General features: G+C 47.2%; 10 protein-coding genes. 2 read left to right on the forward strand and 8 right to left on the reverse strand.

Features of this window, described 5'->3' with window-relative positions:
• Positions 1-2: 2 nt before the first annotated feature.
• Positions 3-2954: a SusC/RagA family TonB-linked outer membrane protein gene (locus ABIX36_RS01675; RefSeq protein ID WP_348080423.1), complete on the reverse strand. Its 2952-nt coding sequence runs from the start codon at positions 2952-2954 to the stop codon at positions 3-5.
• Between the two features lie 687 nt (positions 2955-3641).
• Here ABIX36_RS01675 and ABIX36_RS01680 point away from each other — a divergent pair.
• The gene (locus ABIX36_RS01680) at positions 3642-5000 is read left to right on the forward strand and encodes an alpha-amylase family glycosyl hydrolase (RefSeq protein WP_348080424.1); all 1359 of its coding nucleotides are present in this window, start codon (positions 3642-3644) and stop codon (positions 4998-5000) included.
• Positions 5001-5278: 278 nt separating this feature from the next.
• Here the strand turns inward: ABIX36_RS01680 and ABIX36_RS01685 are convergent, their stop codons facing one another.
• The 7 genes from ABIX36_RS01685 to ABIX36_RS01715 all read right to left on the reverse strand — a co-directional run bounded on the left by ABIX36_RS01685 (position 5279) and on the right by ABIX36_RS01715 (position 18737).
• The gene (locus ABIX36_RS01685) at positions 5279-7039 is read right to left on the reverse strand and encodes a DUF6377 domain-containing protein (protein WP_348080425.1); all 1761 of its coding nucleotides are present in this window, start codon (positions 7037-7039) and stop codon (positions 5279-5281) included.
• Between the two features lie 130 nt (positions 7040-7169).
• Positions 7170-9575 (reverse strand): beta-galactosidase GalA, encoded by a 2406-nt coding sequence (gene galA, locus ABIX36_RS01690; RefSeq protein WP_348080426.1) that lies wholly within the window; start codon positions 9573-9575, stop codon positions 7170-7172.
• 9 nt (positions 9576-9584) lie between these two features.
• Positions 9585-11864 (reverse strand): membrane or secreted protein, encoded by a 2280-nt coding sequence (locus tag ABIX36_RS01695; RefSeq protein ID WP_348080427.1) that lies wholly within the window; start codon positions 11862-11864, stop codon positions 9585-9587.
• A 180-nt stretch (positions 11865-12044) separates the two neighbouring features.
• Positions 12045-13079 carry a glycosyl hydrolase 53 family protein gene (locus ABIX36_RS01700; protein ID WP_348080428.1) on the reverse strand — a complete coding sequence of 345 codons (1035 nt, stop codon included), beginning with the start codon at positions 13077-13079 and terminating at the stop codon, positions 12045-12047.
• 3 nt (positions 13080-13082) lie between these two features.
• Complete coding sequence (locus ABIX36_RS01705; protein WP_348080429.1) at positions 13083-14156, reverse strand: SusE domain-containing protein; 1074 nt, start codon at positions 14154-14156, stop codon at positions 13083-13085.
• Between the two features lie 19 nt (positions 14157-14175).
• Complete coding sequence (locus tag ABIX36_RS01710) at positions 14176-15756, reverse strand: RagB/SusD family nutrient uptake outer membrane protein (protein ID WP_348080430.1); 1581 nt, start codon at positions 15754-15756, stop codon at positions 14176-14178.
• Positions 15757-15764: 8 nt separating this feature from the next.
• Positions 15765-18737, reverse strand: coding sequence for a SusC/RagA family TonB-linked outer membrane protein (locus tag ABIX36_RS01715; RefSeq protein ID WP_348080431.1), 2973 nt, complete (start codon positions 18735-18737; stop codon positions 15765-15767).
• 323 nt (positions 18738-19060) lie between these two features.
• On the opposite strand from ABIX36_RS01715, the gene ABIX36_RS01720 reads away from it, so the two are divergent.
• On the forward strand, positions 19061-23182 hold the full coding sequence (locus tag ABIX36_RS01720) for a two-component regulator propeller domain-containing protein (RefSeq protein ID WP_348080432.1): 4122 nt from the start codon (positions 19061-19063) through the stop codon (positions 23180-23182).
• The last annotated feature ends 6 nt before the right edge of the window (positions 23183-23188 follow it).

Here is a 23188-nt window from a genome sequence, read left to right on the forward strand (position 1 = left end):
TATTATTTAAAAACCACATTTAATCCAATAGAGAAAGTACGGGTACGCGGGTAAATACCGCCATCATAGCCCGAACCGTTACCGCCACTCAGATTGATCTCCGGATCCACACCGGTATAGCCGGTGATGAGCGCCAGGTTTTGGCCGGTTAACGATACGCGAAGTGAGCTGATGAACCTGCTATCGGTTTTGATGCTGTACCCAAAGGATAAGTTCTCAAACCTCAGGAACGCGCCATTCTCTAACCACAGGTCGGACCCGTATTGCGAGGTGAACAAACCAAGCGGTACGGCACTTGCCAGTACGTTTGATTTACCAAGGTTTTCGAAATAGCTGAAGCTTGGGCGGATACCGTTGTAAATTTTGTTACCACCCGAACCACGCCATACCATCGAAGCATCAAAGTTTTTGTACCTGAAGCTTGGTGTGAACGCGTAAGTATAGGTTGGCAAGGCCGAACCTTCGAGCACCCTATCCGGGCTTTGACTCCCCTGATCGATGATGCCATCGCCATTTTGGTCGACAACGGTTTCTGCATTGGACGCGTCTTTGCCGCTGTGCTGCAAAATGTAGTAACTGCCAATTGGTTTATCTTTTATAAGGTAGGAGTTTGCACCCCAGCCCACGTAATCTGTATTCAATGGTACGCCATTGATCGAGCCGCTTAAGTTGAGCACCTTATTTTTAAGGTACGAGGCGTTACCGGCAAGGGTTAACGTGGTATTTGTTGTTTTGATAGCGGTGTAGCTCAAAGTAAGCTCGATACCACGGTTTTGGATGCTACCCACATTTGCCGCGATGCTGCCATAAGGATATGGCGGCTGTGGTACCGCGTAGTAAAATAACAGGTTATCGGTTTTCGCGGTGTAGGCGTCAATAGTACCGCTCAGCCTGTCGTTTAAAGTGGTAAAATCGATACCGATGTTGGCTTGCTTGCGGGTTTCCCAACGCAGATCGGGGTTTGCATTCTGGCTGATAACAAAGTTGGTGATACTTTGCCCACCGAAGTAAGTAACGCCCGAGTAGCCCACCAACTGCAGCGAGTTTTGCGGGGCAAGGCCCTGCTGGTTACCGGTAACACCGTAACCGCCGCGCAGTTTAAGGGAGCTAAACACACGCTGGTTCTTCATAAAACCTTCCTGGTCAATCCTCCAGGCTAATGAAGCCGAAGGGAAGTTACCAAACTTGTTGTTCGCGCCAAATACCGATGAACCATCCCTACGGAAACTGGCCGTTAAAAGGTATTTGTTGTTGAATGAGTAGTTTACACGGCCCAGGTACGATACCAGGCTGCGATCGTTCTTGTAAGAAGAAAAATCGCCGGGGGTAACTTTGCTCAGGTCGCCTAATTGCAAAGCGTTGTAGGTGGCTATATCATTGATAAAACCTTTAGCCTGCGAGAAGTTACCGTTGTAAATTTGGATTTGGTACTCATAAACCGCTATCGCGTCTAAATGGTGCTTACCGAAATCCTTTTTATAGCTCAGGCTAATGTCGTTCAGCTTTTCGTCCTGGTGGTAGTTGCTGATGTTGGCAATACCCTGGTTATCTATAGCGGTAGAAACCGTGGAAGCTGCCGGTAAATAGTAACCTGTGTTGCCGTCAACTTTTCTCCAGCTACCAAACCAACCGGCAGATAGGCCTTTGTAGATCTGCAGATCTGCACGTAAACTACCAAACAGGCTGTTTGCCTTTACATCGTTCTTTACGGTTTGTGCAACCGCGTAAGGGTTAATGTATTGGAACACGTTAGGATCTGAATAGTACGAGCCATCCGCGTTCAGCACCGGGTCGGTAGGTTTTGAAACGTACGCATTGCTGACGAGATTCGACGTAAACGCCGCGCGGCCAATACTTGGTGGGCTGTAACGGGCATTATCAATACCGCTGTTCAGGTTCATGGTTAGGGTAAGCCTGTCGTCCAACGCTTTCTGGGTAGCGGTTATCCTGCCGATGTAGTTTTTGTAGTTGGAGTTGATAACAATACCATTTTGCAAAATAGCCGTTAACGATGCGCGGTAATTAAAGCTATTTGCACCACCGCCAAAGGCCAGGGTATGGTTTTGCGTGTAACCGTTGCGGGTAAGCAGGCTAAACCAATCGGTATTGGAACCGTGATTGGCAGATGCCGGTACGCCGTAATTCTGAGCCTGCTCCCACCATTGGGTAGCATTAAGCAGTTCCAGCTTTTTGCCAATTACGTCGATAGATGCATTGGTGGAATATTCCACCGTAGACTTACCGTTGCGGTTCTTCTTGGTAGTTACAATGATAACACCGGGCGCACCGCGCGAACCGTAAATAGCGGTAGCAGATGCATCTTTCAGCACATCTACCGATTCAATTTCGCTTGGTGGGACTTGTTTAAACAGGTCCATATTGCCCTGCACACCGTCAACCACCACTAAGGGATCGTTACCGCCGATAAGCGACGTAATACCACGGATACGCACGTTTGGCGCAGTACCCGGCTCGCTGCCTGTTTGGGTAACGTTTACACCAGCTGCCTTACCGGCCAATTGCTGTAAAGGGTTAGTGATAGGCCCGGGGTTAAGATCTTTACTACCGATGGTAGAAACAGCACCGGTGAGATCCGATTTTTTAACCGTACCGTAACCAACAACCACAACCTCGGCCAATGAGCGCGAATTAGGGGTTAGCGCGATCCTTAAAGATTGGCCGGCAACCAGCACACGCTCGGCGGCATCGTACCCTAAAAAGTTAACAGTTACCGTCAGGGATTGTAAAGTAGTGTTCGCGGTAGCAAAGGCACCATCTTTGTCGGCAGCCGTTGTTTGGCCGGTTTCTTTTACCGCAACGGTAGCGCCCGGCAATGGCAGGTTATGCTCATCTACAACAATACCGCTAAAGCGTGCTTTTTGGGCGAAAGTTGTTAAGGTGCAAATAAGGAATAGCACGGTAAGGCCATACTTAAATAAGTAAACTTTGTTCATAGAAATTGGTTTTAGTAATTGGTTTGATAAACCTTCTGATTGGGTCAGTGCGGCTTATTCAAATATAGATGGGCGCATCAGCTAATAGCGCTGGTGCGGAAAGCCGATATTAAAAAAAGTGAAAAATACTTCTCCATAAATATCTAACAATCAAATATTTATAAATTTTCGGAATGAATATTTATATAGATAATTGCAGACGGGATATAGATAAAACCACCCATTTTTATCCTTTAAATAGTCAAAAAACAGGGCATATTAATAAGTTTCGGGCACCCAAACCATCATTTATTATGTGGTTTGACGGGAGTTTTGATGAGGATTCGGTCGTTTTCCGACGATTTGGGTGAACCGAGGTCTATTTGATGATTTTTCGGGCTTTTTAGTGCCTTTTTTAGTTTTTCCTCGAACCGGGTGTTATGCTTCTCCAAAAATCGTCCATATTAATCTATCAATAATCTTTTTATAAGTCACTATAATTCAACACGTTGAAATTATAGTTCGATCATGAATTTCTATATCGGCTTTCCCGAGTCTTGATTTTTGCCTGGCTGAACGGTTCATTTGTATCACGCTATCCAATCGCATAACCAATAATTACCATTTTAAATTAAAGCCGGGCATACCAAATATCACCGCGATACCCCAAAACGGATGTAAAGCAAGCGCCGGCCAACCAAAACGTTTATGAAAAGAAACTTACTTATACTATTCTGCCTCGCGGCATTTATTTGCTTACCAAAACCCGCGTTGTTTGCACAGGCAAGCCTTACAACACCTACACAATACGGCAAGCCCTTTAAAAATGTGCCCGACAGGCGCGATGTATCCATCTACCAGGTAAACATGCGCACATTTGGCAAAAACGGCGACTTTAAAGGTGTTACCGAACGTTTAGATTCGATAAAAGCACTTGGTGTAAACGTAATTTACCTGATGCCCATTTACCCGGTCGGGGTATTTAAGGCTGTTAACTCACCTTACTGCATTCGGGATTATGCGGACATCAACAAAGAATTTGGCCCTCTAAACGATCTGCGCCAACTGGTAGATGGCGCGCACCGCCGCAATTTAGCGGTAATCCTGGATTGGGTAGGCAACCATACCTCGTTCGACCATGTGTGGATCAAAAACAAAAGTTGGTACGTGCAGGATAGTACAGGTAACATTATCAGCCCACCGAATATGGGCTGGTGCGACGTAGCACAGCTGAACTTTAAGAACCAGGATATGCGACGGGCCATGATCAGCGATATGAAATATTGGGTGCTCGCCGCCAACGTGGACGGCTTTCGTTGCGATTACGCCGACGGGCCGCCTTTTGATTTTTGGAAAGAGACATTTGATACCCTGAAACTCATTCCAAACCATAAGCTGCTCCTGCTATCCGAAGGCGGTCGAAACGATCATTACAAAGCCGGTTTCGATTATAACTTCGGGTTTAACTTCTTCGGCAATTTAAGAGCGATATACGAGCATAACCGCTCGGTACTATCTATCGACAGCCTCAACAAAACTGATTATAAAAGCACCGCAGATGGCCAGCAAATGGTGCGGTACATAACCAACCATGATGTTAATGGATCGGACGGAACTCCCTTGGAACTATTTGGCGGTAAAAAAGGTTCGATGGCGGCCTTTGTGGTAGTGGCCTACATGAAAAGCGTGCCCATGATATACAACGGCCAGGAAGTAGGCACGCCTTACCGCTTACTATTCCCGTTTACCACCAAAAAAATAGACTGGACCCTAAACCCCGATGTAACCGCCGAGTATAAAAAAATAATAGGATTTAGAAACAGCAGCATTGCCATCCGCAGGGGTGCTTTAACTTCGTACAGCAACGCGGATGTTTGTGCTTTTACCAAAGAGGATGGTAAAGAGAAGGCATTTGTGATGAGTAATTTACGCAACAAAGCGGTAACCTATACCCTACCGGCAAGCTTAATGAAAAGTAGCTGGAAGGATGCTTTTACAGGTAAAAAAGTGTCGACACGTAGCATCATTACGCTTGAGCCTTACTCCTATTTGGTGATGAAAAATTAGGAACAGCGATTAACCGCCACAGTTCGTTGCGCCGTAGGTGCAAAATGTCGGTAAAAATACCCAAGGTAAAAATTTCGTGTGCCATACGTGCGCTACGTCGCGAGTTTCGTACCTACGGCACGATTATAACATCTGTGATCTATCTGCTACCGACCTTGAACCCCGATGGGGTTACTGCAGCCACAGGAACGCTTGAAACGGCTCCTGCCATCCATTCCGGCACCAAAAGCGAGATACCGCAAAGTATTGCGTCTTTACATAAAAAGTTTAAAAGATTATCAACTCAAATCCGGTACTTCCTTAACCGCTTTTATAAGCATAATCTTCTCTTCAAACTCATCGTTCGGAACAAAGGAGCGGTTCTTCACCTTGGTTTTGTAGGTGTAGATAGTGTTTACAGAGTAGTTGAGGATCTTGGCGATGGTTTCGTTCTCGTCTATCCCAAGGCGGATAAGGGCGAAGATGCGCAGCTCGGTATTCAGCAAATGGTCTTCCTGGAAACGCACTTGGTGATCTGCATCAAACAGCGCGTTAAAATCATCAATAAAATTGGGGAAGATGTTGAGGAATACCTTATCAAAACTGTGATAAAGGTTCTCGCGCTCAAAGTTGGTGTTTAGGCGGTTGAGCACCAGCATAACTTCTTCGTAACGTTTTTCCTTCAGGTTTTTGTCTATACTGCGTTTCAGGCGGTCTATCTTCTCAATATAATCTGAATGGATATTAAAAAAGTACCCGATGTACTCGTCCTTAATAATATTCGCCTCATCCAGTTTGGTATTAATGCGCGAAAGTGAGCGGTTGGTGGTATCCAGCACTTTATTCACCTTAGTGAGGGAATCATTGGCCACATTCAGATCCTGGTTTTTATTGACGATCACCTGGTCGGCAATTCTCAGTTTCTTTAGCTGCCTTGCGGTAATAAAACTAAATATAATCACGACCACAATAAGCGAGGTAATGATGGACGCGTATATAGTGAGCGATCTCTTTTGCTTTTCTATACCATTTATTTTCTCTGCCTGAATGATGGGCATAATACTGCTGATCTGCGCCTCGCGATGCCTCGCCCCGTAAAAATTAGCATCATCAATCGAGCTGTTGATATAGGTGAACGCCGTTTTGGCATCACCTTGTTGGTAGTAATATTCGGCGAGGTTAGTGAGGGCTACGGCTTCTTTGGTGGAGTGCGTGTTATCGATAATAGCCGCCTTCATCAGATTGGTTAATGATAGCTCCGGCTTGCTCATTTCCTTGTAGATATAGCTTAAACAGCTATAATTAATGGCGCTATCCTGGTACGATTGCGGAATGCGCATAATTTTGGTGTAGGGATCCAGCGCCGCCTTATACTGGCCGGTGCGCAACGCCTTTAAACCAACGGCCGACAAATTTTCATAAGTATCCGGCTTAGTACTGCTGATGATAGAATCGCAATACTTCAGGCCTATGGTGCTGTATTTTTGGTAGTAATCGTTTATCTTATCGTAATCGCCCAAATCAAAATGGCTGCGGGCCTGCAGAAACAGGTATTCGTATCGCTGACTTTCGCTTAACTTCTTGGGGTCTACTTTATTCAGGGTATCCAGCCCCTCTTTAAACATCCCGGCAGATACCAGCACAAAGCCCATATTTACCTTGGCGTAATTTACCTTCTCCGGGTCGTTCAGCAGGTGGGCAACGTTGTTCAGCTTTTGGCAATACACGTAAGCAGAATCGTGTACGAAAGATTTGTAGGCATTAAACAGCTTTTGATAATTGCTGTAGCGTGCCGTTAAGGATGAGTAGTTGGCCGCCAGTTCCTTTTTGAAATGCTGAATATCGCGCAGCTTGGCCTGTTCGTACTTTGCTTTGTTTTCGATGGCCTGGTTCAATACTTTTTGCAGACTATCAATATCACCGGACGCGCTGGCGGGGCCGGCCCACAACGTAGCAGCTATAAAACACAAAGAAGAAAATAATAAGATAAGCTTATGCTGATATGCTCCAAAGAGACTTTCCTTCCTTCCTATGCGCTGCATCTTTTTTTGCTGTAACATCAAAGTTAGTTAAATCTTACGGAGATATTTACGCGGCCGTGCAACGATTTAAAAATTGCAGAAATGGCTGGCGAACTATAAATAAATTATAGCCTGCCAACCATTTAAAGTATAGTAAGATGCCTTTGGGTTAATAGTGAAGCTCGGCACTCAGCAGATTTTTTGATGCTGCTTTGATGCTTACTTTTTGCGGGGTATTCCCCGCCCGTATAATTACCTGGCAATAACCGCTAAATAAATTTCGCTTCCATTGCCCGTCCATTTTGTCGGCTTCGTGGCTGCTGGGGTCGCCGTTACCTACGCCTATGATGGTAGCGCCCTCGCAGAGAAACTCGATCAGGTTGGAGGCATCAGGCACTTCCAGCCCATTTTTGTCCAGCACACTTACGTTCACTACAACCGCGTCGCGCCCGTCGGCAAGCAACACATTTTTAGATGGTGAGAGTTTAATTTGATAAGGCTCTCCCGTAGTTTTTACCTGGCTGCTTATCTTTTTGCCTTTGCGGGTAGCCACAGCCTTTAAAGTCCCAGGCTGATAGGCAACATCCCATTCGAGGTGGCTGTTACGGGGCATTGTTTTTTTGCCGAGGCTTTTACCATTCAAAAACAGTTCTACATCATCGGCATTGGAGTTTACCCATACGTTCACTTTCTGCCCCTCTTTACCCTTCCAGTTCCAATGCGGCGAAACGTGCAGCACATCCTCATCCTTCCACCACGATTGGTAGTAGTAATAAAGATTTTTGGGGAAGCCACAAACATCCATCAAGCCAAAATGAGAGTTTACATTTGGCCATTTAAAAGGTGTTGGCTCGCCGCGATAGTCGAAACCCGTCCATACAAAACCACCCAGCCAATAGTTGTTTTTAGCGGCAAGCGGCCACCATTCTTCGGCCTTGCTGGCCCACCATGGGGCGGTGATATCTTCATCGGGCAGGTAGCCTGTTATGGTATCTTTTACATAAATGCCCCTTGTGGTAAGTGTACTCCCCATTTCGGTACCGAGTATAGGTTGGGTTGGATGGTCTTTATGATAATCTGCCACCGCGAATTGCCTGTAATTAAAACCTCTAACCGGGATAATTTCATTAACTCCGGTGTACACGTTCGCAAGATCGGCAGCGTAAGTGCTTGTACGGGTGGGATCGAGCTGAACCTGTTTGGCCAGTAAGGTTTGCGCTATACGCTTGCCAAAGCTGTTGGTTTGCGCGTAGCCTTCCTCGTTACCTATCGACCACAGAAACACGCTTGGGTGGTTGCGGTCGCGCTTTAACAACCTTTCAAACTGATCCAGATACTCCGGCGAACTGTTGAGCAAACGCTGTTCATCCAGCACCAGCATTCCCAGGCTGTCGCAGGCATCCAGTAATTCGGGTGTAGGCGCATGGTGGCTGGTGCGGTAAGCGTTCGCCCCCATTTGTTTTAATAACCCGATGCGGTAATATTGCAAATAATCAGGCAAAGCCGCACCCAGTCCTGCATGATCCTGGTGGTTATTGGTCCCTTTTATCTTGATGGATTTTCCGTTTAGGAAAACCCCGTCTGCCTTTATTTCAACTGTGCGTACGCCGAAACGGATATCGCGGCTATCAACCTGCCTGCCATCCACCGTTACAATGGGTTTAACGTGATATAAATAAGGTTGTTCTATCGACCAGAGTTTAGGGTCGTTTAAAGTAAGCTGCTGCCTGATCAACTGACCGACTGATTGTGCTATCGAGAATTGCTGCGGCTGCGTTTTACCCACAAGCTTGCCGTTCCTGTCGGTTATTTCTGCATAAAAGCTGCCTGTAGTTGGTTTAAGCCCCTGGTTTTGTACGGTAGCGTCAATGTTAACATTGGCCTTATTGCCGTTTACCACGGTATGCACAAATACATCATCGGCAATGCTCAGGTTATTGTAACTGTTGAGCCATACATTGCGGTAGATGCCGGCACCTTCGTAAAACCAGCCTTCGGCCTGGGTGGCGTCGGCACGTACTACAATTACGTTTGACGTTTTAAAGTTAACGTAGTCGGTAATATCGCGGGTGAAGCCAACGTAACCGCTTTCGTTTCCGCCCAAATAAAAACCATTCACCCAAACCTTGGCATCGCGAAAGATGCCATCGAAAGTAATACTGAAACGCCTCCCCGAATCTGTCGCAGCCACATTGAACTTTTTACGGTACCAGCCTATACTGTTCTGCGGGAAAAGCCCGCCTACCGGGCGGTAACCATGATCTTTCAGGTTCTCGTTATCTTTATTTACAAAGGGAAGTTCAACCGCCCAATCGTGTGGTAACTGTACATTTCGCCAGGCAGAGTCGTTAAATTTTGGCGCGATAGCCGTGTTTTCTGCTTTTCCTGATTTGGAGAAGATGACTGCTAACCCATAGTTGGCGTCCTTAGCTACATCAGCGGCATTGCCCAACTGAAACTTCCAGCCATCGTTAAATGATTCGCGTTTGCGCCCGGTAGTTTGCTGCGCGAAAGATGTGGTAAGGATGCAAAAAGTGCCTAAGCACCCTAAAATGCAGCGTGATAAAAAATTCATTAATTGGTTTTAGTTGGTTGTTTCTAAGCGTACTTCGCCGAGTTGAACGGAAAATTTATGTTGAAATAGGCCCGGAATGGTCACCTGTAGTTTTTCTATTTTATGGATTTGCAAACCTGCATCGCCGGGCGACCTGAAGCTGAATGCCTGGAAACCGGGATAAGGCCGTGGCAGCAGCACCATCTCATCTTTCTTAAGCGAGCTTAACGGCACCCTGATCTCTTTTAACTGCTTATCAATTTTCACTATGGCGCTATAGGCATTGGCGTCTTCATCCACCAGGGTAACTTTAAGGTCCATCACCGTATCCGCCCCTGCGGTTATTATGATCGATCTGTACCCCTGCAAATAGGACTTGTGTGCCATCAATGCCGGTTTTACAAAAACTTCCATCCCGCCGGCTTTGGCACCAGACAGGTGTTTAAGATCGAGCACTTTTTTACCTTGCTGCCCGGTGATATAGTCATAAGTATCGCTCTTCCATTCGGGTGAATAGATGGTAGCGGTTTCGCGGTTGGCGGTAGGTTCGTAAAGTTGCAAGCCATTATTGGGCGTCGATGCCGAAAACCCGTTTTGGGGTTTTGCTGCTTTGGTGCTGCCATCATTTTGAGATGCAGGCGCGTAAAACTCGTTCATCCGCAGGGTACCTACCTTCATATTCGCAGCGAATGTGGTAGGCGCGAGCCCTTTTCTTTTAAGCAGGTAAACGCCGGGTTTTACCATGATAGCCTTGCCGTTTGCAATAGCCGAAGTGCCGGGTACATTAATTTGTACGAAGCTATACGCAGCACCCAAATCATCCAGACTTATCTGCATCTGCCCCTGACCATAAACTATAGCAGTTACCTTTTTATCCAAAGAGGTCCGTTCAAAAGGGTCCCGAAGTCGAACCGCATCGGGCATTACTTCCAACCGCCATACGCCTGGCGAAACACGGTCCATGAAATAAGCGCCGCTGCCAGAGTACTTTATAACCGGAGAAGAACCTACCCCGGCCACATGCCTTAGGGATTTTGCCTGTACCGGCACCGACGACGTAGTGTTAGAATAGTAAAATTCCGTCGGCGCGTTCATTTCGCTGAGTTGCTGCTTATAACTTACGCGGAACGCCGCGAAAACGGTATCCGCCGGGTATGTTCCATACGATTTGTATATGGGCACCTGCCTAAACACCTTGCCGGCTATCAGCAGGCTAATGGCTTTTGAAGGCGTATAGGCCAAATTCAAATAATGTGTTTGGTATTCGGTGTTGGCATAGGCGGTTGCCATAGGGTCGTAAGCAAACTGCGTGGCCCACTGGAAGCCCGCCGTTTTAAAACTCCGCGCCATTGCCGGGTACATATAAGGTTGCAGCACATCGCCCGATTCGAACTCGTAAACCATGCGCGGCTTATTTTTAAACGCCGGGATAGTATCGAAAGGGATATGATAACGATCCACCTGCGGTAACAGGTTGCCGAGCTGCTCATGCCCGGATACCAACCCAGTTGGGTACCATTGAAAGCTGAAACCATTGGCCGTAGAGGCCGCCACAGCATCTGCATACCAGGGCGACTCGCTGATATTGTAGAATACGGGCTTTGTCCAACCGGTACTTTTGATGGCCGCCATCATGCGGTTAATGTAACTTGTAGCCAGTGTTTTTGGCCCGCTGTGGTGCGGCTCGTTGTTTATTTCGGTAGCAATAACAAAGCGGTCTGCCCCGTATGTTTTATGGGTGTAGGGGTTTACGTGCTTAAAAAATTGCAGCAGGTAACGCTCCTGCGCTTCAAAAGCTTTTGGGTTAACGAGGGCTTTGTCCTTTCCATAAACATCAGAGAAACTACCGGTGTGCTCATCTTTGTCCGGATAGCCGTTACCCCAGAAAGCTATAGGCGTAATAATGGTACGGATACCACGCTCCTCCAGTTTGGCAAGAAGGTAATCAAACAGACGTAAGTGTTCGTTATTTTTTAGGTTCCCCAGCGAATCGCTGATCTCGGTATCCCAAACATGCACCCGAAAGGCTGTTACGCCAAGCCGGGCTAAATGATAAACATCCGCATCTATCGCTTTTTCAAGATCTACGCCCAGGGTTTTATGCGAGCGGTAGCCGTATGCAAAAGGTACCGTATAATTCACGCCGAAAAAGCTTGCCTCGCTATCATCCGTTTGCAAGCGGATAACGCCGTTGGCATCGATATAAATTTCGTTCGCCTTATTTTTAGGCACGCCTGTTTGCGCGCGGCCAACAGTGGCCGCGCCAAGCAGGTAAAAGCAGGTTACAATTATTAAAGCCTTAAATCTCATCAACCAATTATATGTAATACAAGAATTTATAAAGCGTTCCGATGGAACGCTACTGCATCATTTAATTTTTTCTACCCATAATGTATCCCGCTGGGATACCGGTCTGCTTCCATCGTTCCATCGGAACGTTTTATGTTGGTTGAAATGCTAAAAATACAATGCCCAAAATACCGCGGGTACTTACTTTATTAAAAATGCATCCATTGCAATTGTTGGCTTACCTGTGGCATCAAAAGCGCCTAATTGGTAACCCTGCCAACCGTTGTAAGCTTGTGGCTCCCAATAAAAAACACCCAGCCCCTTACCACCGGCAAGGCTGTTGTTTTTGGTAATGATATCGGTTAAAAATGCTTTTGCTGCCGTAGCTTCGGCAACGGGCATCCCTACTTCCGCCAGCATTACCTCTTTACCATAACGGGTTACCATATCGTTCATATTGGTGAGGCATTGCGTATTAAGGGTTTGCCAGTTGGCCGCGGTTGGATAAAGCGACATACCGATAACATCCCAATTGGCACCATTTGCCTTCAGCCCATCAAATATAAAGCGGAACAAGCCATTATCATACCCGTTAGATACGTGTACCATAACTTTGCTGGTGCTGCTTACGCTTTTAACCGCCGCGTAGCCGGCTTGTACCAAATCGGCATAGTTTTTCATGTTAACAGATGCCTTACCTTCTTCCCAAAGCATGCCGTTATTGGTTTCGTTACCCACCTGTACCCACTCGGGTGTAATGCCTTTGTCTTTCAACGCGTTCATTATACTCACGGTATAAGTGCTTACAGATACTTTTAAGGCGGTAATATCCTGCCCAACCCATGCGGCAGGTTTTGCCTGGTGACCCGGATCGGCCCAGATATCGCTGTAATGCAGATCGAGCAAAATACGGAAGCCCGCGTTCTTTGCTCGTTGTGCTTTGGCTACCACATCGGCCGTATTGCACCAGCCATCGGCCGGGTTTACCCACGCCCGCAGGCGAATGGAATTGATGCCTTTATTCTTCAAGATCTGGAACAGGTCCTGCTGGGTGCCGGCGTTGTTATAAAATTTGATGCCGCCGGCTTCCATCTGGCTTACCCAGCTTACGTCGGCCCCTTTTGCGTAGTTGGCAGCAAGCGGCGCGTCCGGGAAATCGGGAGCGGTAATATCTTTGGTGCAGCCCGCAAAAAGGGCGGTGCTTATGATGCTAATTCCTATAAATAGTTTCTTCATTACTTAGTTTTTGGTGATGGTGTACGAGTAATTGCCCGGGTTTGATAAATTTAAAACAACGGTGTAGTTACCATCGGCAGGCACGGTGATATCAGCGCCGTTCAGCTTCAGGAAACCATTCGCAGGCGCATTATCGCCATAATTGATATCCCAGCTGTCATTCGCGCGGAATTTTATCTTTTTACCGCCAACAAGGTTAGTAGTTATCTTCCACTCTTGTGTGGCAGAACTAAAAGTCATGTCCGTATCGTTATCCCAGCCGCCCGGCGTGCTATCGCCAATAATACCGAACGATGTTTTGGTGGCGCTCCAGGTGCTGTTATTTACGTTAGCCTTTAACAGGTAATAGCCTTTAGAAGGTACAAATAAATTCCCGCTGGCACCGGCAGCAAATGTACCGCCGGCATAGCTGTCGGTGTTGGTGCTGCTTGCCCAGCCGTAGTTCACTTTCCACTCCACGTCTTCGGTGTATTTGAAAGCGAAGTCGGTAGCGTTATTGAAATCGACATAACCTTCGTACACCTTGTCATCTTTTACCGACGCCACTTTTGGCGCGGTAGCCGGGGCCCAGCCCTGGTACGAACCGGGCACAAACAACCCCGGGTAAACAATGATGATGGGATAAGTGGTTACCGTGAGGTTTAATGCATTGCTGTAAAGCGTGTTTACGCCGGGTCGAAGTTCTGCTTTAACCCTTACCTCCAGGCCGGAAGCCGTACCTGCCGAATAACCCATTAATGCCAGGGCGTTGTTAAGATCGGCAACGTTAAATTTTTGCACGCTGGCCGCCGCGTCTATTGAGAACTCTTTTGGTGCGGCAAAGTTATTGCCTGCCTTATCTAATTGCAGGGTGTATTGCACCGCCGCGTTGTAGCCGTAATCGGCCTTGTTCCAGCTGAAAGCTACGGCTTCGGTGGTTGCTTTATCGCTGCTAAGCACCACGGTGCTCGCGGTAGCGGTAAGTGCCGGCGCTGTCCCGTCTGACGATTTAACCAGTATATCGTCCCGTTTGCAGCCGCTGATGATAATCAGCAGCGCCAGCGCGCCAAATAATGCCTTTGATATATTCTTTTTCATCTTTTATGATCTGTAAATATTAATAACCTGCGTTTTGTACAAGATTGGGGTTGGCAATAATATCTGTTGAAGGCAACGGATAAAGCACACGGAAGGCTTCAACACCTTTACCTGCTTTGGCACCACCTTTCCATGGCCACAGGTAATTATCACCGGTGAACCTACCGTAACGGATCAGATCCGAACGACGGAAGCCTTCCCAATACAATTCGCGGCCACGCTCATCCAAAACATCGTTTAGGGTATAGCTGGTTATGTTGCCGCTGGCATTGCCATAAGCACGGGTGCGCAACAGGTTAAGGTAGGTAATAGCCTGCCCTTCTGCACCGGTACCGCCGCGTTTTACCGCTTCGGCATAAACCAGGTACATTTCCGCAAGGCGAAACAGCGGGAAATCGGTAGAGGCATACACGCCATTTGCCGAAGCTGGGATAGTACCCGTAGAAGTGATATTTTTAAATTTGGTTACCGCAAGCCCATCGGTGTAAACTGTAATGTCGTTCATCTCGATGCTGCCTGCGGCAAACATGGCGCGTTTATCAGTAGCGCCGCTATAATCAGCAAATAGCAGAGGTAAGTTTTTTGTTGCACGCATCCCGCTCCAGCCACCGTTGGGCACGCCGAAGGTTTTTGGATCGAGCGCCGCGCTGATAGCCGCGTTTATTAGGTAAGTGGTGCCACCGTATGTTTGCGAGTTTACGCCATCGTAGTTAAGCGCCAATATGGTTTCGGGGTTGTTTACGTTGTTGTCCCCCAGGAAAAGGTTAGCATACTTGGGGTTTAAAGTATAACCCGAACTGATCACTTTTTGCGCGGCGGTAATGGCCTCGGTGTAACGCGCCTGGCCGGTGTATACTTCGGCATTGAGGTAAAGCCTTGCCAGCAATGCGTTGGCGGCGGCTTTATCGGCACGGCCATACTCATTTTGCTTTGCATCAACCAATAAGGGTTCAATAGCTTTCAGTTCCGATTCGATATAGGTGAACAAATCTGCACGCTTTATCTGCGAAGGGATAAATTTACCGATCGGGTCGTTCTCGGTTACAAATGGCGGGTTGCCAAACAGGTCCAGCAACACCCAATACTCGTAGGCCCGTAAAAACCGTGCCTCGGCCTGGTAATGGCGAATGTTATCCGCCTCTGTCCCGGTGATATTACGGCTGCTCAGTTTTGCCTCTGCCGATTCGCGGATAAACTCGTTACATGCTGTAATGTGGTACATGCTGCGGCTATACAAGCCACGGATCATGATGTTAGTGGATGTCCAGTTCATCACATGGAAATCCTGCAAACCGGGGTCGTTCCAAACAATGGCCGCCTCGTCTGTAGTTAGTTCCTGCAGGTTCCAAAACAAGCGTAAAAAATCTGACGAACCCTGGTCTATCCCTGCAACATCTCCTACAGATGCATCGGGGCCGCCGTTGCCAGTTAGGGCGAAGCCGCCGTACATTTTGGCTAATACCTGCTTGTAGCCGGCTGGGGTATTGTAAGCCACATCCGCAGTAATGGCGTTGGTTGGCGTCCGGTTAAGGTCCTTTTTGCACCCGGCCGATAAAATGATCAGCGCGGATAAGCCTATTATATAATTAAGTTTTTTCATGGTCGTAATTAAAAATCAAGGTTAACACCTAATACAAATGTGCGCGGGCGCGGGTAAAAATTGTTATCGATACCGCTGCTTATTTCCGGGTCGAGGCCGGAGTATTTGGTAACGATGAACACGTTTTGGCAATTGGCATTCAGGCGCAGCCCAACTTTGCTGGTTGGCCCGAATATTTTACCCGCGTTGTACGATAGCCCTAAGTTGTCCATCCGCAGGAACGAGCCGTTCTCTACATAATAATCGCTGAGGTACTGGTTGTTATCAAAGCCCGATTTAAAGATCTCGGTGCTTACGTTACCCAGGAACCCGGCCGGGTTAAGCAGGTTGCGTGTCACCCCGATGTTGGCCTTTACGTTGTTATAAACATAGTTGCCCAGGTTTGCGCGCAACACGGTAGAGAGCGACCATTTTTTGTAGCTCAACTGTGTGCTGAAACCTAAGATATACTTAGGTACGGCAGACTGGAAGCGGTACAGATCCTTCTCGTTGATGATGTTATCGCCGTTAAGGTCTTCATATATACCCTCTTTGGGTTTGCCCGCCGCATCGTAAACTTGTTTGTACAGGTAATACGAATAAGTGTTATAACCTACCGAGTTGATCTGTACCGTATTGCCCGTTCCGCCGGAGATACCGCCGGTTAACACACCCGGGTAAGTAGGGTTTTCTACATTAGTAAGCCTGGTGATCTTGTTGCCGTTGTAGGTAAAGTTAAACCCTGCATCCCAGCTAAAGCTGCTGCTTTTTACCAGCGCTCCGTTGATGGCAAACTCAACACCTTTGTTTTCAATATTACCCACGTTGGTAGTGATGGTATTGCTAAAGTTTGAACCTAAAGGAATCGGGATATTGTTCAGCAGGTCCTTTGTTTTTTTGAAATAAACGTCAACACTACCATTTACACGGCCATCAAACAAGCCAAAATCCATACCGGCGTTGTAAGTAGCTGTTTGCTCCCATTTGATCGATTTATCGTATGCCTGCGGCGCATACATACCGTAAAACGTATCGCCTAACTGGTATTTGGCAGCGGCAACGCTCAGCGCGTAAGTAGGCAGGTAAGAGTAGTATGGAATGCCATCCTGCTGACCGGTTACACCGTAGCTTAAACGAAGTTTCAGGTCGCTGATGGTTTTAGATTCCTTCAGGAAGTTCTCCTGGTTTATCCTCCAGGTGAAAGCTGCCGACGGGAATACGCCCCACCTGTTCTCCGGTGCAAACCTCGATGAACCATCGGTACGTACCGAACCTGCCAGGATATACTTGTTATTGAACGTATAAATGGCACGGCCATAGTAAGAGATGAGCGTGGTTTGTGGTTTATCAAACGCGAAGGCTGGTTCAGAACCCGCTACTACAACATGGTTGGCATTATAGCTTGGGTAATAAAATATCTTGGTTAAAAAGTCATAGTAACCATACCCCGCGGTTACGTTAATGTTACTGTTGATGCCTTTCAGATCTTTAATGTAGTTCAGGTAAAACTCCCCTACTTTATTGCTGATGTTTTGCTGATAGTTGTTATCCAGGCCCTGCACGGCAAAACTCTGCGCCGCGTTAGCTGGTACGTAGGTAGTACCCTTACCGTTTGAGATATCATACCCAAGGTTTAGATTGGCATGTAGCTCGGGTAAAAAATGCATCGAATAATCAAACTGGGCGTTGCCGCAGCTGCGTTTTACCTGGCTGTTATCGCTGCGCTGAGCTAATAAGGCGATAGGGTTACGGGGGGCGTTGGGGTTAGGAATAACCGAGCCGTCGCTGCTGGTGTTTGCCCACTCGTAATAGTTACCAAATGAGTTTTTTACGTATACCGGCTGCGTTGGGTCGAAGGAGACGGCTGAGCCAATGGCGCCCTGGTTTGCAAAGCGGCTTTCGGTTAAAGCGCCTTTCAGGTTCACATCTATCTTCAGGTGGTTATCAAACAGTTTTGGGTTAATAGTAATGCTACCTGTGGTACGTTGCAGTTTATCGGTAACCAATACACCAACCTGCCTTAAATAGCCGCCCGAGATACGGAATGGGATAGCTTTATAAGTACCCGCAACACTCAGGTTATTATCGGTACCCAATGAGGTTTGGTAGATCTTATCCTGCCAGTCGGTATTTTCTGTACCAAGCATGGCTATCTGCGCGGCAGAGCCGTTGGTATTTACATAATCGCGAAACGCAGATGGGCTAAGCACATCCAACTTTTTGCCAACTTTATAGGCTGATAGCTGTGTGCTGAAGTTAAACTTAGGCGCACCCGATGTACCTTTTTTAGTGGTAATTAAAATTACACCGTTTGATGCTCTCGAACCGTAGATGGCCGTAGCAGATGCATCTTTAAGCACGGTAAAGGTTTCGATATCGTTCGGGTTGATCAAACTCAACGGGTTAGATGCACCCGAGATGCTATTGTTGCTCAACGGCACGCCATCTATCACAATCAAGGGATCGTTACTTGCGGATAGCGAAGCCCCGCCACGTACCCGGATAACACTACCAGAGCCCGGCGAACCACCATTCGAAGTAATGCTGATACCCGGCACTTTACCGGCTATTAGTTGTTCGGGCGTGGTGATACTCCCTTTCTGGAAATCTTTTGAGGTTACCGTAGAGACGGCACCTGTTAGATTCTTCTTCTGTACGGTACCGTAACCGATCACCACTACCTCGTTAAGGCCTGTAGACGATGGCTTAAGGCTTGCGTTGAATTTGGTATCGCCGCTAACGGTAACCACTTGCTGCAAAACCTGGTAACCCACAAATCTTACCGACACGGAAATACTCCCGGCGGGTAAACCTGTCAGCGTGTATTTACCATCAGTATTGGTAATGGTGGCCTTGTCGCCCGCCGAAACGGTTGCACCCGGTAAGGGCAGCCCAGTTTCATCAAGCACCTGCCCGCTGATGCTGCCGGTTTGCGCATGAACGCACAGCGCCGTGAAAATAAACACTAATAAAAGTGTTAGTTTTAGATAAAGTTTTTTCATTTAATTGGTTTAATTGGTTTGGTTCGGCTTATAAACAAGCGCCGCGAACTCATCCCCCGCATTAACAATGGCATTGCCGGCAAAAATTGTCAAACAAGAAAATCGGTACAATTGGCGTGTTACAAAACAGTTGCAAGATAGGCTGCCTTTATGCCCGGGGCTTTGTGCAAATCAGCTTAAAAATTGTCCAAATCAGCATTTTTATGCGGCAAAAGTTCATTAATTGGGCCTGTTTCAAAATAAATCAAGCAATAAAGCCTATAATTGAATAACCATTATGGGGATTGCCCGTTAGCCTTAAAAGCAATTACTAAGAATAAATCATGACTAAAATTTTAGCCCGGTTAGTTTGCTTTTGCCTGCGCATTGTGGCAGTGACCAGCTGTGTATTGTTGTTTTCTGAAACCTCCTCTTTTGCTCAGGCATCGGGCATCACTTTTAAGCATATTAATTACGAGCAGGGCTTATCAAATAGTACCATCGAAGCCATTACCCAGGATAGCCGGGGCTTTATCTGGATAGGCACGCGCGACGGGCTGAACCTCTACGATGGTTACCGGATGACGGTATTTCGGAATGAAAAAGGCAACACCGGCACCTTAAGCGATAATTACATCACCTGCCTCTATACCGATAAACAAAACACCCTTTGGATAGGCACACTAAACGGGCTCAACCGGTTTGACGAAACCACAAAATCTTTCACCTCCTACGTAAAACAGGCTAATGCAAACAGCATCACAGGTAATACCATCAACGCTGTAATAGAAGATGCGGATAAAAACCTCTGGATCTGCACCAACAAAGGCCTGGATATATTTGATCGCGGCAGCAAAAAATTCTCGCACATTACAAGCCCCATGCTGCAGGGTTCTATCAATTACATCCTGCAGGATCACCAAAAAAACATTTGGATAGCGACTGATGGCGGATTGGTAAAATACCTGCCAGGCACCAAAAGCTTCACCATGCAAATAAAGGATAGTGGCCTGGGCATTAATTTTATTCAAGACGGACTAAACGGGCAGGTGTGGCTTGCCACAAAAGGCAAAGGATTAATGGTGTTAAACCCGGATGGCAAGTATAAAACCTACCGCCATAGTGATGCTAACGCTGCCAGCCTTGGTAACGACCAGGTTTTAAGCCTGCTGCGCGACAAGGCCGGCCATATTTGGGCTGGGACCATTAACGGTGGCTTAAACCTGTTCAACAGCGATACGGAGGACTTTACCAAATACACCTACCAGCCTGCCAAACCCTACAGCCTGAGCCAACGGACCATATCTGCCATATTTGAAGACAGGCAGAGCAACTTCTGGATAGGCACACACCGCGGCGGCGTAAACTTATATAACCCGGGCGCTAAAAAATTCAACGTTTACCGGCAGGAAGTTGGCGCGAACAGCCTGAGCTATAACGATGTAAAATGCTTTGAAGAAGACCATTACGGCAGGATATGGGTGGGTACCGATGGCGGCGGCTTGAACCTGTTTAACCAGCAGCAACAAACTTTTACCACCTATCGCCACCGGGTTAATGATGGCACCAGCCTGGGCAGCGATGCCGTGCTGGATATTACCGAAGACCAGCAGAACCGCCTTTGGATCTCTACCTGGGGTGGCGGCCTAAACCTGATGGGGGCAGCCTTTGGTACATTTACGAGTTTTAAAAACAACCCGGCGAACCCCGCCTCCATCTCCTCAGATTTTGTGCAGAGCGTTTACCAGGATAAGGCCGGCGTGTTGTGGGTGGGCACTTATTTTGGCGGTTTGAACCGTTTTGATCCAATAACTAAAAAGTTTACCCGTGTGATAACCGACCCGGCAGGCAAAACAAAACTACAGGGCAATAATATAGTCGCCCTTAATGAAGATATTGATGGCAATTTATGGATAGGCACTGATGACGGCGGACTTAACTGTTACCGTAAGCAAAGCCAGAAATTTGAACATTACTTTGATAAGGAGAGCAAGAAACCCGATATACGCGTGATATTTACCGACCATTCCGGCGGGTTATGGATAGGGCAATCCGGCTTATACAAATACGATAAACAGAAAAACGCGTTCTCACTTTTTACTACCGACGCCGGCCTGGCCCACGATTTTATAAAAGGCCTTACCGAAGATGGGGAGGGCAACCTTTGGGTATCTACATCTAATGGCCTGGTTAAGTTGAATCCAGCGACCCGCCACGCCAATAAATTCAACACCAGCGATGGCCTGCAGGCGATGGAGTTTGAAGTGAACGCCTATATGAAAACCAAGGACGGGCAAATGTTCTTCGGTGGCATTAACGGTTTTAACGCCTTCTATCCCCGGGATATTAAAAGCAACCATTACGTGCCGCCGGTTTACATTACCGATTTTCAGATCTTCAATAAATCGATGTTACCCGGGAAAGATTCAACACTGGAAAAAGACATCAGCCTAACGCAGCACATCCAACTCAATTATCTGCAATCCAGCATTTCGTTCAGCTTTGCCGCGCTAAATTACCTCGCTCCCGAGAATAACAAATACGCCTACAAGCTAACCGGCTTTGATAAAAACTTTAACTACAGCGGCACGGCACCGCAGGCCACCTACACCAACCTCGATCCCGGTGATTATACCTTCACCGTGAAAGCGGCCAATAACGATGGTGTTTGGAACAATGTCGGCAGATCTATCACCATTACTATAACACCACCCTGGTGGCTAACCTGGTGGTTTCGCACATTGGTTGTATTATTAAGTGTCGGCATAGCGTATGCCGTTATCCGTTACAGGCAAAACCTGCAACTCAAAAAACTGGAGGAAGAGAAAAAGGAGGAGGTGCACCAACTACAGCTACAGTTTTTCACCAATATTTCACACGAGTTCCGTACTCCGCTTACGCTGTTGCTTGGCCCGCTGGAAAAACTGATGGGGAATGGCGCCCAGCCTGAACAAAGCCGCGCCTACCAGCTGATGTACCGCAATGCTACCCGCCTGATGAACCTGATAAACGAGCTGATGGATTTCCGCAAGGCAGAAGCTGGCGTACTGAAGCTGAACGTTACCCCTGGCAATATCACCGTTTTTATGAACGAGATAACCGGCGAGTTTGACCTTTGGGCAGAACAAAAGCATATTAAATTTACACTTCAAAATTTCGATCTTGCTGGCAAAGAGGTCTTCTTCGACAGGCAGCTCTTAGAAAAAATATTGCTGAACCTTATCAATAACGCTTTCAAGTACACCAACGATGGCGGCGAAATTACCGTGAAGCTATTTTTTGATGAGCGTGAGTTTAAGCCATCCTACCAAAACGAACTGAAAATCACCAACGCCTACCAGGCCAGGCAATACATGTATATTTTGGTGGCCGATACCGGCATTGGTATCTCCGCCGAATCTATCAAACACCTCTTTCAAAGGTATTACCGCATTACGTCTACGCACCTGGGTTCGGGTATAGGGCTGGCATTTGTAAAAACGCTTACCTTGCTGCATAAAGGCTGCATTAATGTGTATAGCGAACGCAATAAGGGCACGGAAATTTTGATAGCGCTACCGATTGATGAAGCAGATTACCATGCAAACGAGCGCTGGATAAGTGAAAACAAACCCGTACTGCTGGAAAGCGTAACCACCGAATGGCAGCAGCCCGAAGAGGGTACCGACCACAAGGAGCAAGTTGCTGAACCCCGTGCAAATGCTTCCGTCAGGTACATCCTGCTGGTGGAAGATAATACTGAATTGCGAACTTTCCTGAAAGAAATATTGGGCAGCATTTACCAGGTAATAGAAGCGAAAGACGGGCAGGAAGGCCTGGCAATGGCGCATGAACGGGCACCAAATATGATCATCAGCGATGTGATGATGCCGAATATGAACGGCATTGAGCTTTGTAAACTGATAAAGCAGGACGAGCAAACCAAACATATCCCCTTTATCCTGCTTACCGCCAAAGATTCGCTGGAGGCAAAGCTGGAGGGTATAGAAAGCGGTGCCGATTTCTATTTTTCTAAACCGGTAAGCATTAACCTGCTGCTGCTCACCATCAGGAATGTATTTCTACAGCTCGACCAGCTTAAAGAACGTTACACGCACGATTACCAGGCAGAAGTAAAGGAAACAGTACACTCCAATAAAGACAAACAGTTTATGGACCAGCTGGTGACGGTAATAGAGGCCCAGTTAGAAAATCCCGACCTGGATGTTGATTACCTCTGCGCCAACCTTAACATGAGCCGCACCAAATTATACGAGCTTATTAAGCGGCTCACCGGCCAGTCCATTGTAGAATTCATCCGTACCATCAGGCTAAACAAAGCCATCCATATTATGACGCATGAGGATGCTTCCCTTACCGAAATTATGATGCGCGTTGGGATCCAAACACAGGCCTACTTCACCAAAGCCTTTAAAAAGGAGTTTGGTAAAACGCCGTCTCAGTTTTTAAATGACCTGAAGAGATAAGGGTAT

Source organism: Mucilaginibacter sp. (assembly GCF_039925265.1).
Classification (GTDB): Bacteria; Bacteroidota; Bacteroidia; order Sphingobacteriales; family Sphingobacteriaceae; genus Mucilaginibacter.

What these genes read in the sequence shown, in the direction of transcription:
- ABIX36_RS01700 (WP_348080428.1), bottom strand. Translation starts at nt 13,079, where the DNA reads ATGAAGAAACTATTTATAGGAATTAGCATCATAAGCACCGCCCTTTTT.
- ABIX36_RS01680 (WP_348080424.1), top strand. Translation starts at nt 3,642, where the DNA reads ATGAAAAGAAACTTACTTATACTATTCTGCCTCGCGGCATTTATTTGC.
- ABIX36_RS01685 (WP_348080425.1), bottom strand. Translation starts at nt 7,039, where the DNA reads ATGTTACAGCAAAAAAAGATGCAGCGCATAGGAAGGAAGGAAAGTCTC.
- ABIX36_RS01720 (WP_348080432.1), top strand. Translation starts at nt 19,061, where the DNA reads ATGACTAAAATTTTAGCCCGGTTAGTTTGCTTTTGCCTGCGCATTGTG.
- ABIX36_RS01715 (WP_348080431.1), bottom strand. Translation starts at nt 18,737, where the DNA reads ATGAAAAAACTTTATCTAAAACTAACACTTTTATTAGTGTTTATTTTC.
- ABIX36_RS01695 (WP_348080427.1), bottom strand. Translation starts at nt 11,864, where the DNA reads ATGAGATTTAAGGCTTTAATAATTGTAACCTGCTTTTACCTGCTTGGC.
- ABIX36_RS01710 (WP_348080430.1), bottom strand. Translation starts at nt 15,756, where the DNA reads ATGAAAAAACTTAATTATATAATAGGCTTATCCGCGCTGATCATTTTA.
- ABIX36_RS01705 (WP_348080429.1), bottom strand. Translation starts at nt 14,156, where the DNA reads ATGAAAAAGAATATATCAAAGGCATTATTTGGCGCGCTGGCGCTGCTG.
- ABIX36_RS01675 (WP_348080423.1), bottom strand. Translation starts at nt 2,954, where the DNA reads ATGAACAAAGTTTACTTATTTAAGTATGGCCTTACCGTGCTATTCCTT.
- galA (WP_348080426.1), bottom strand. Translation starts at nt 9,575, where the DNA reads ATGAATTTTTTATCACGCTGCATTTTAGGGTGCTTAGGCACTTTTTGC.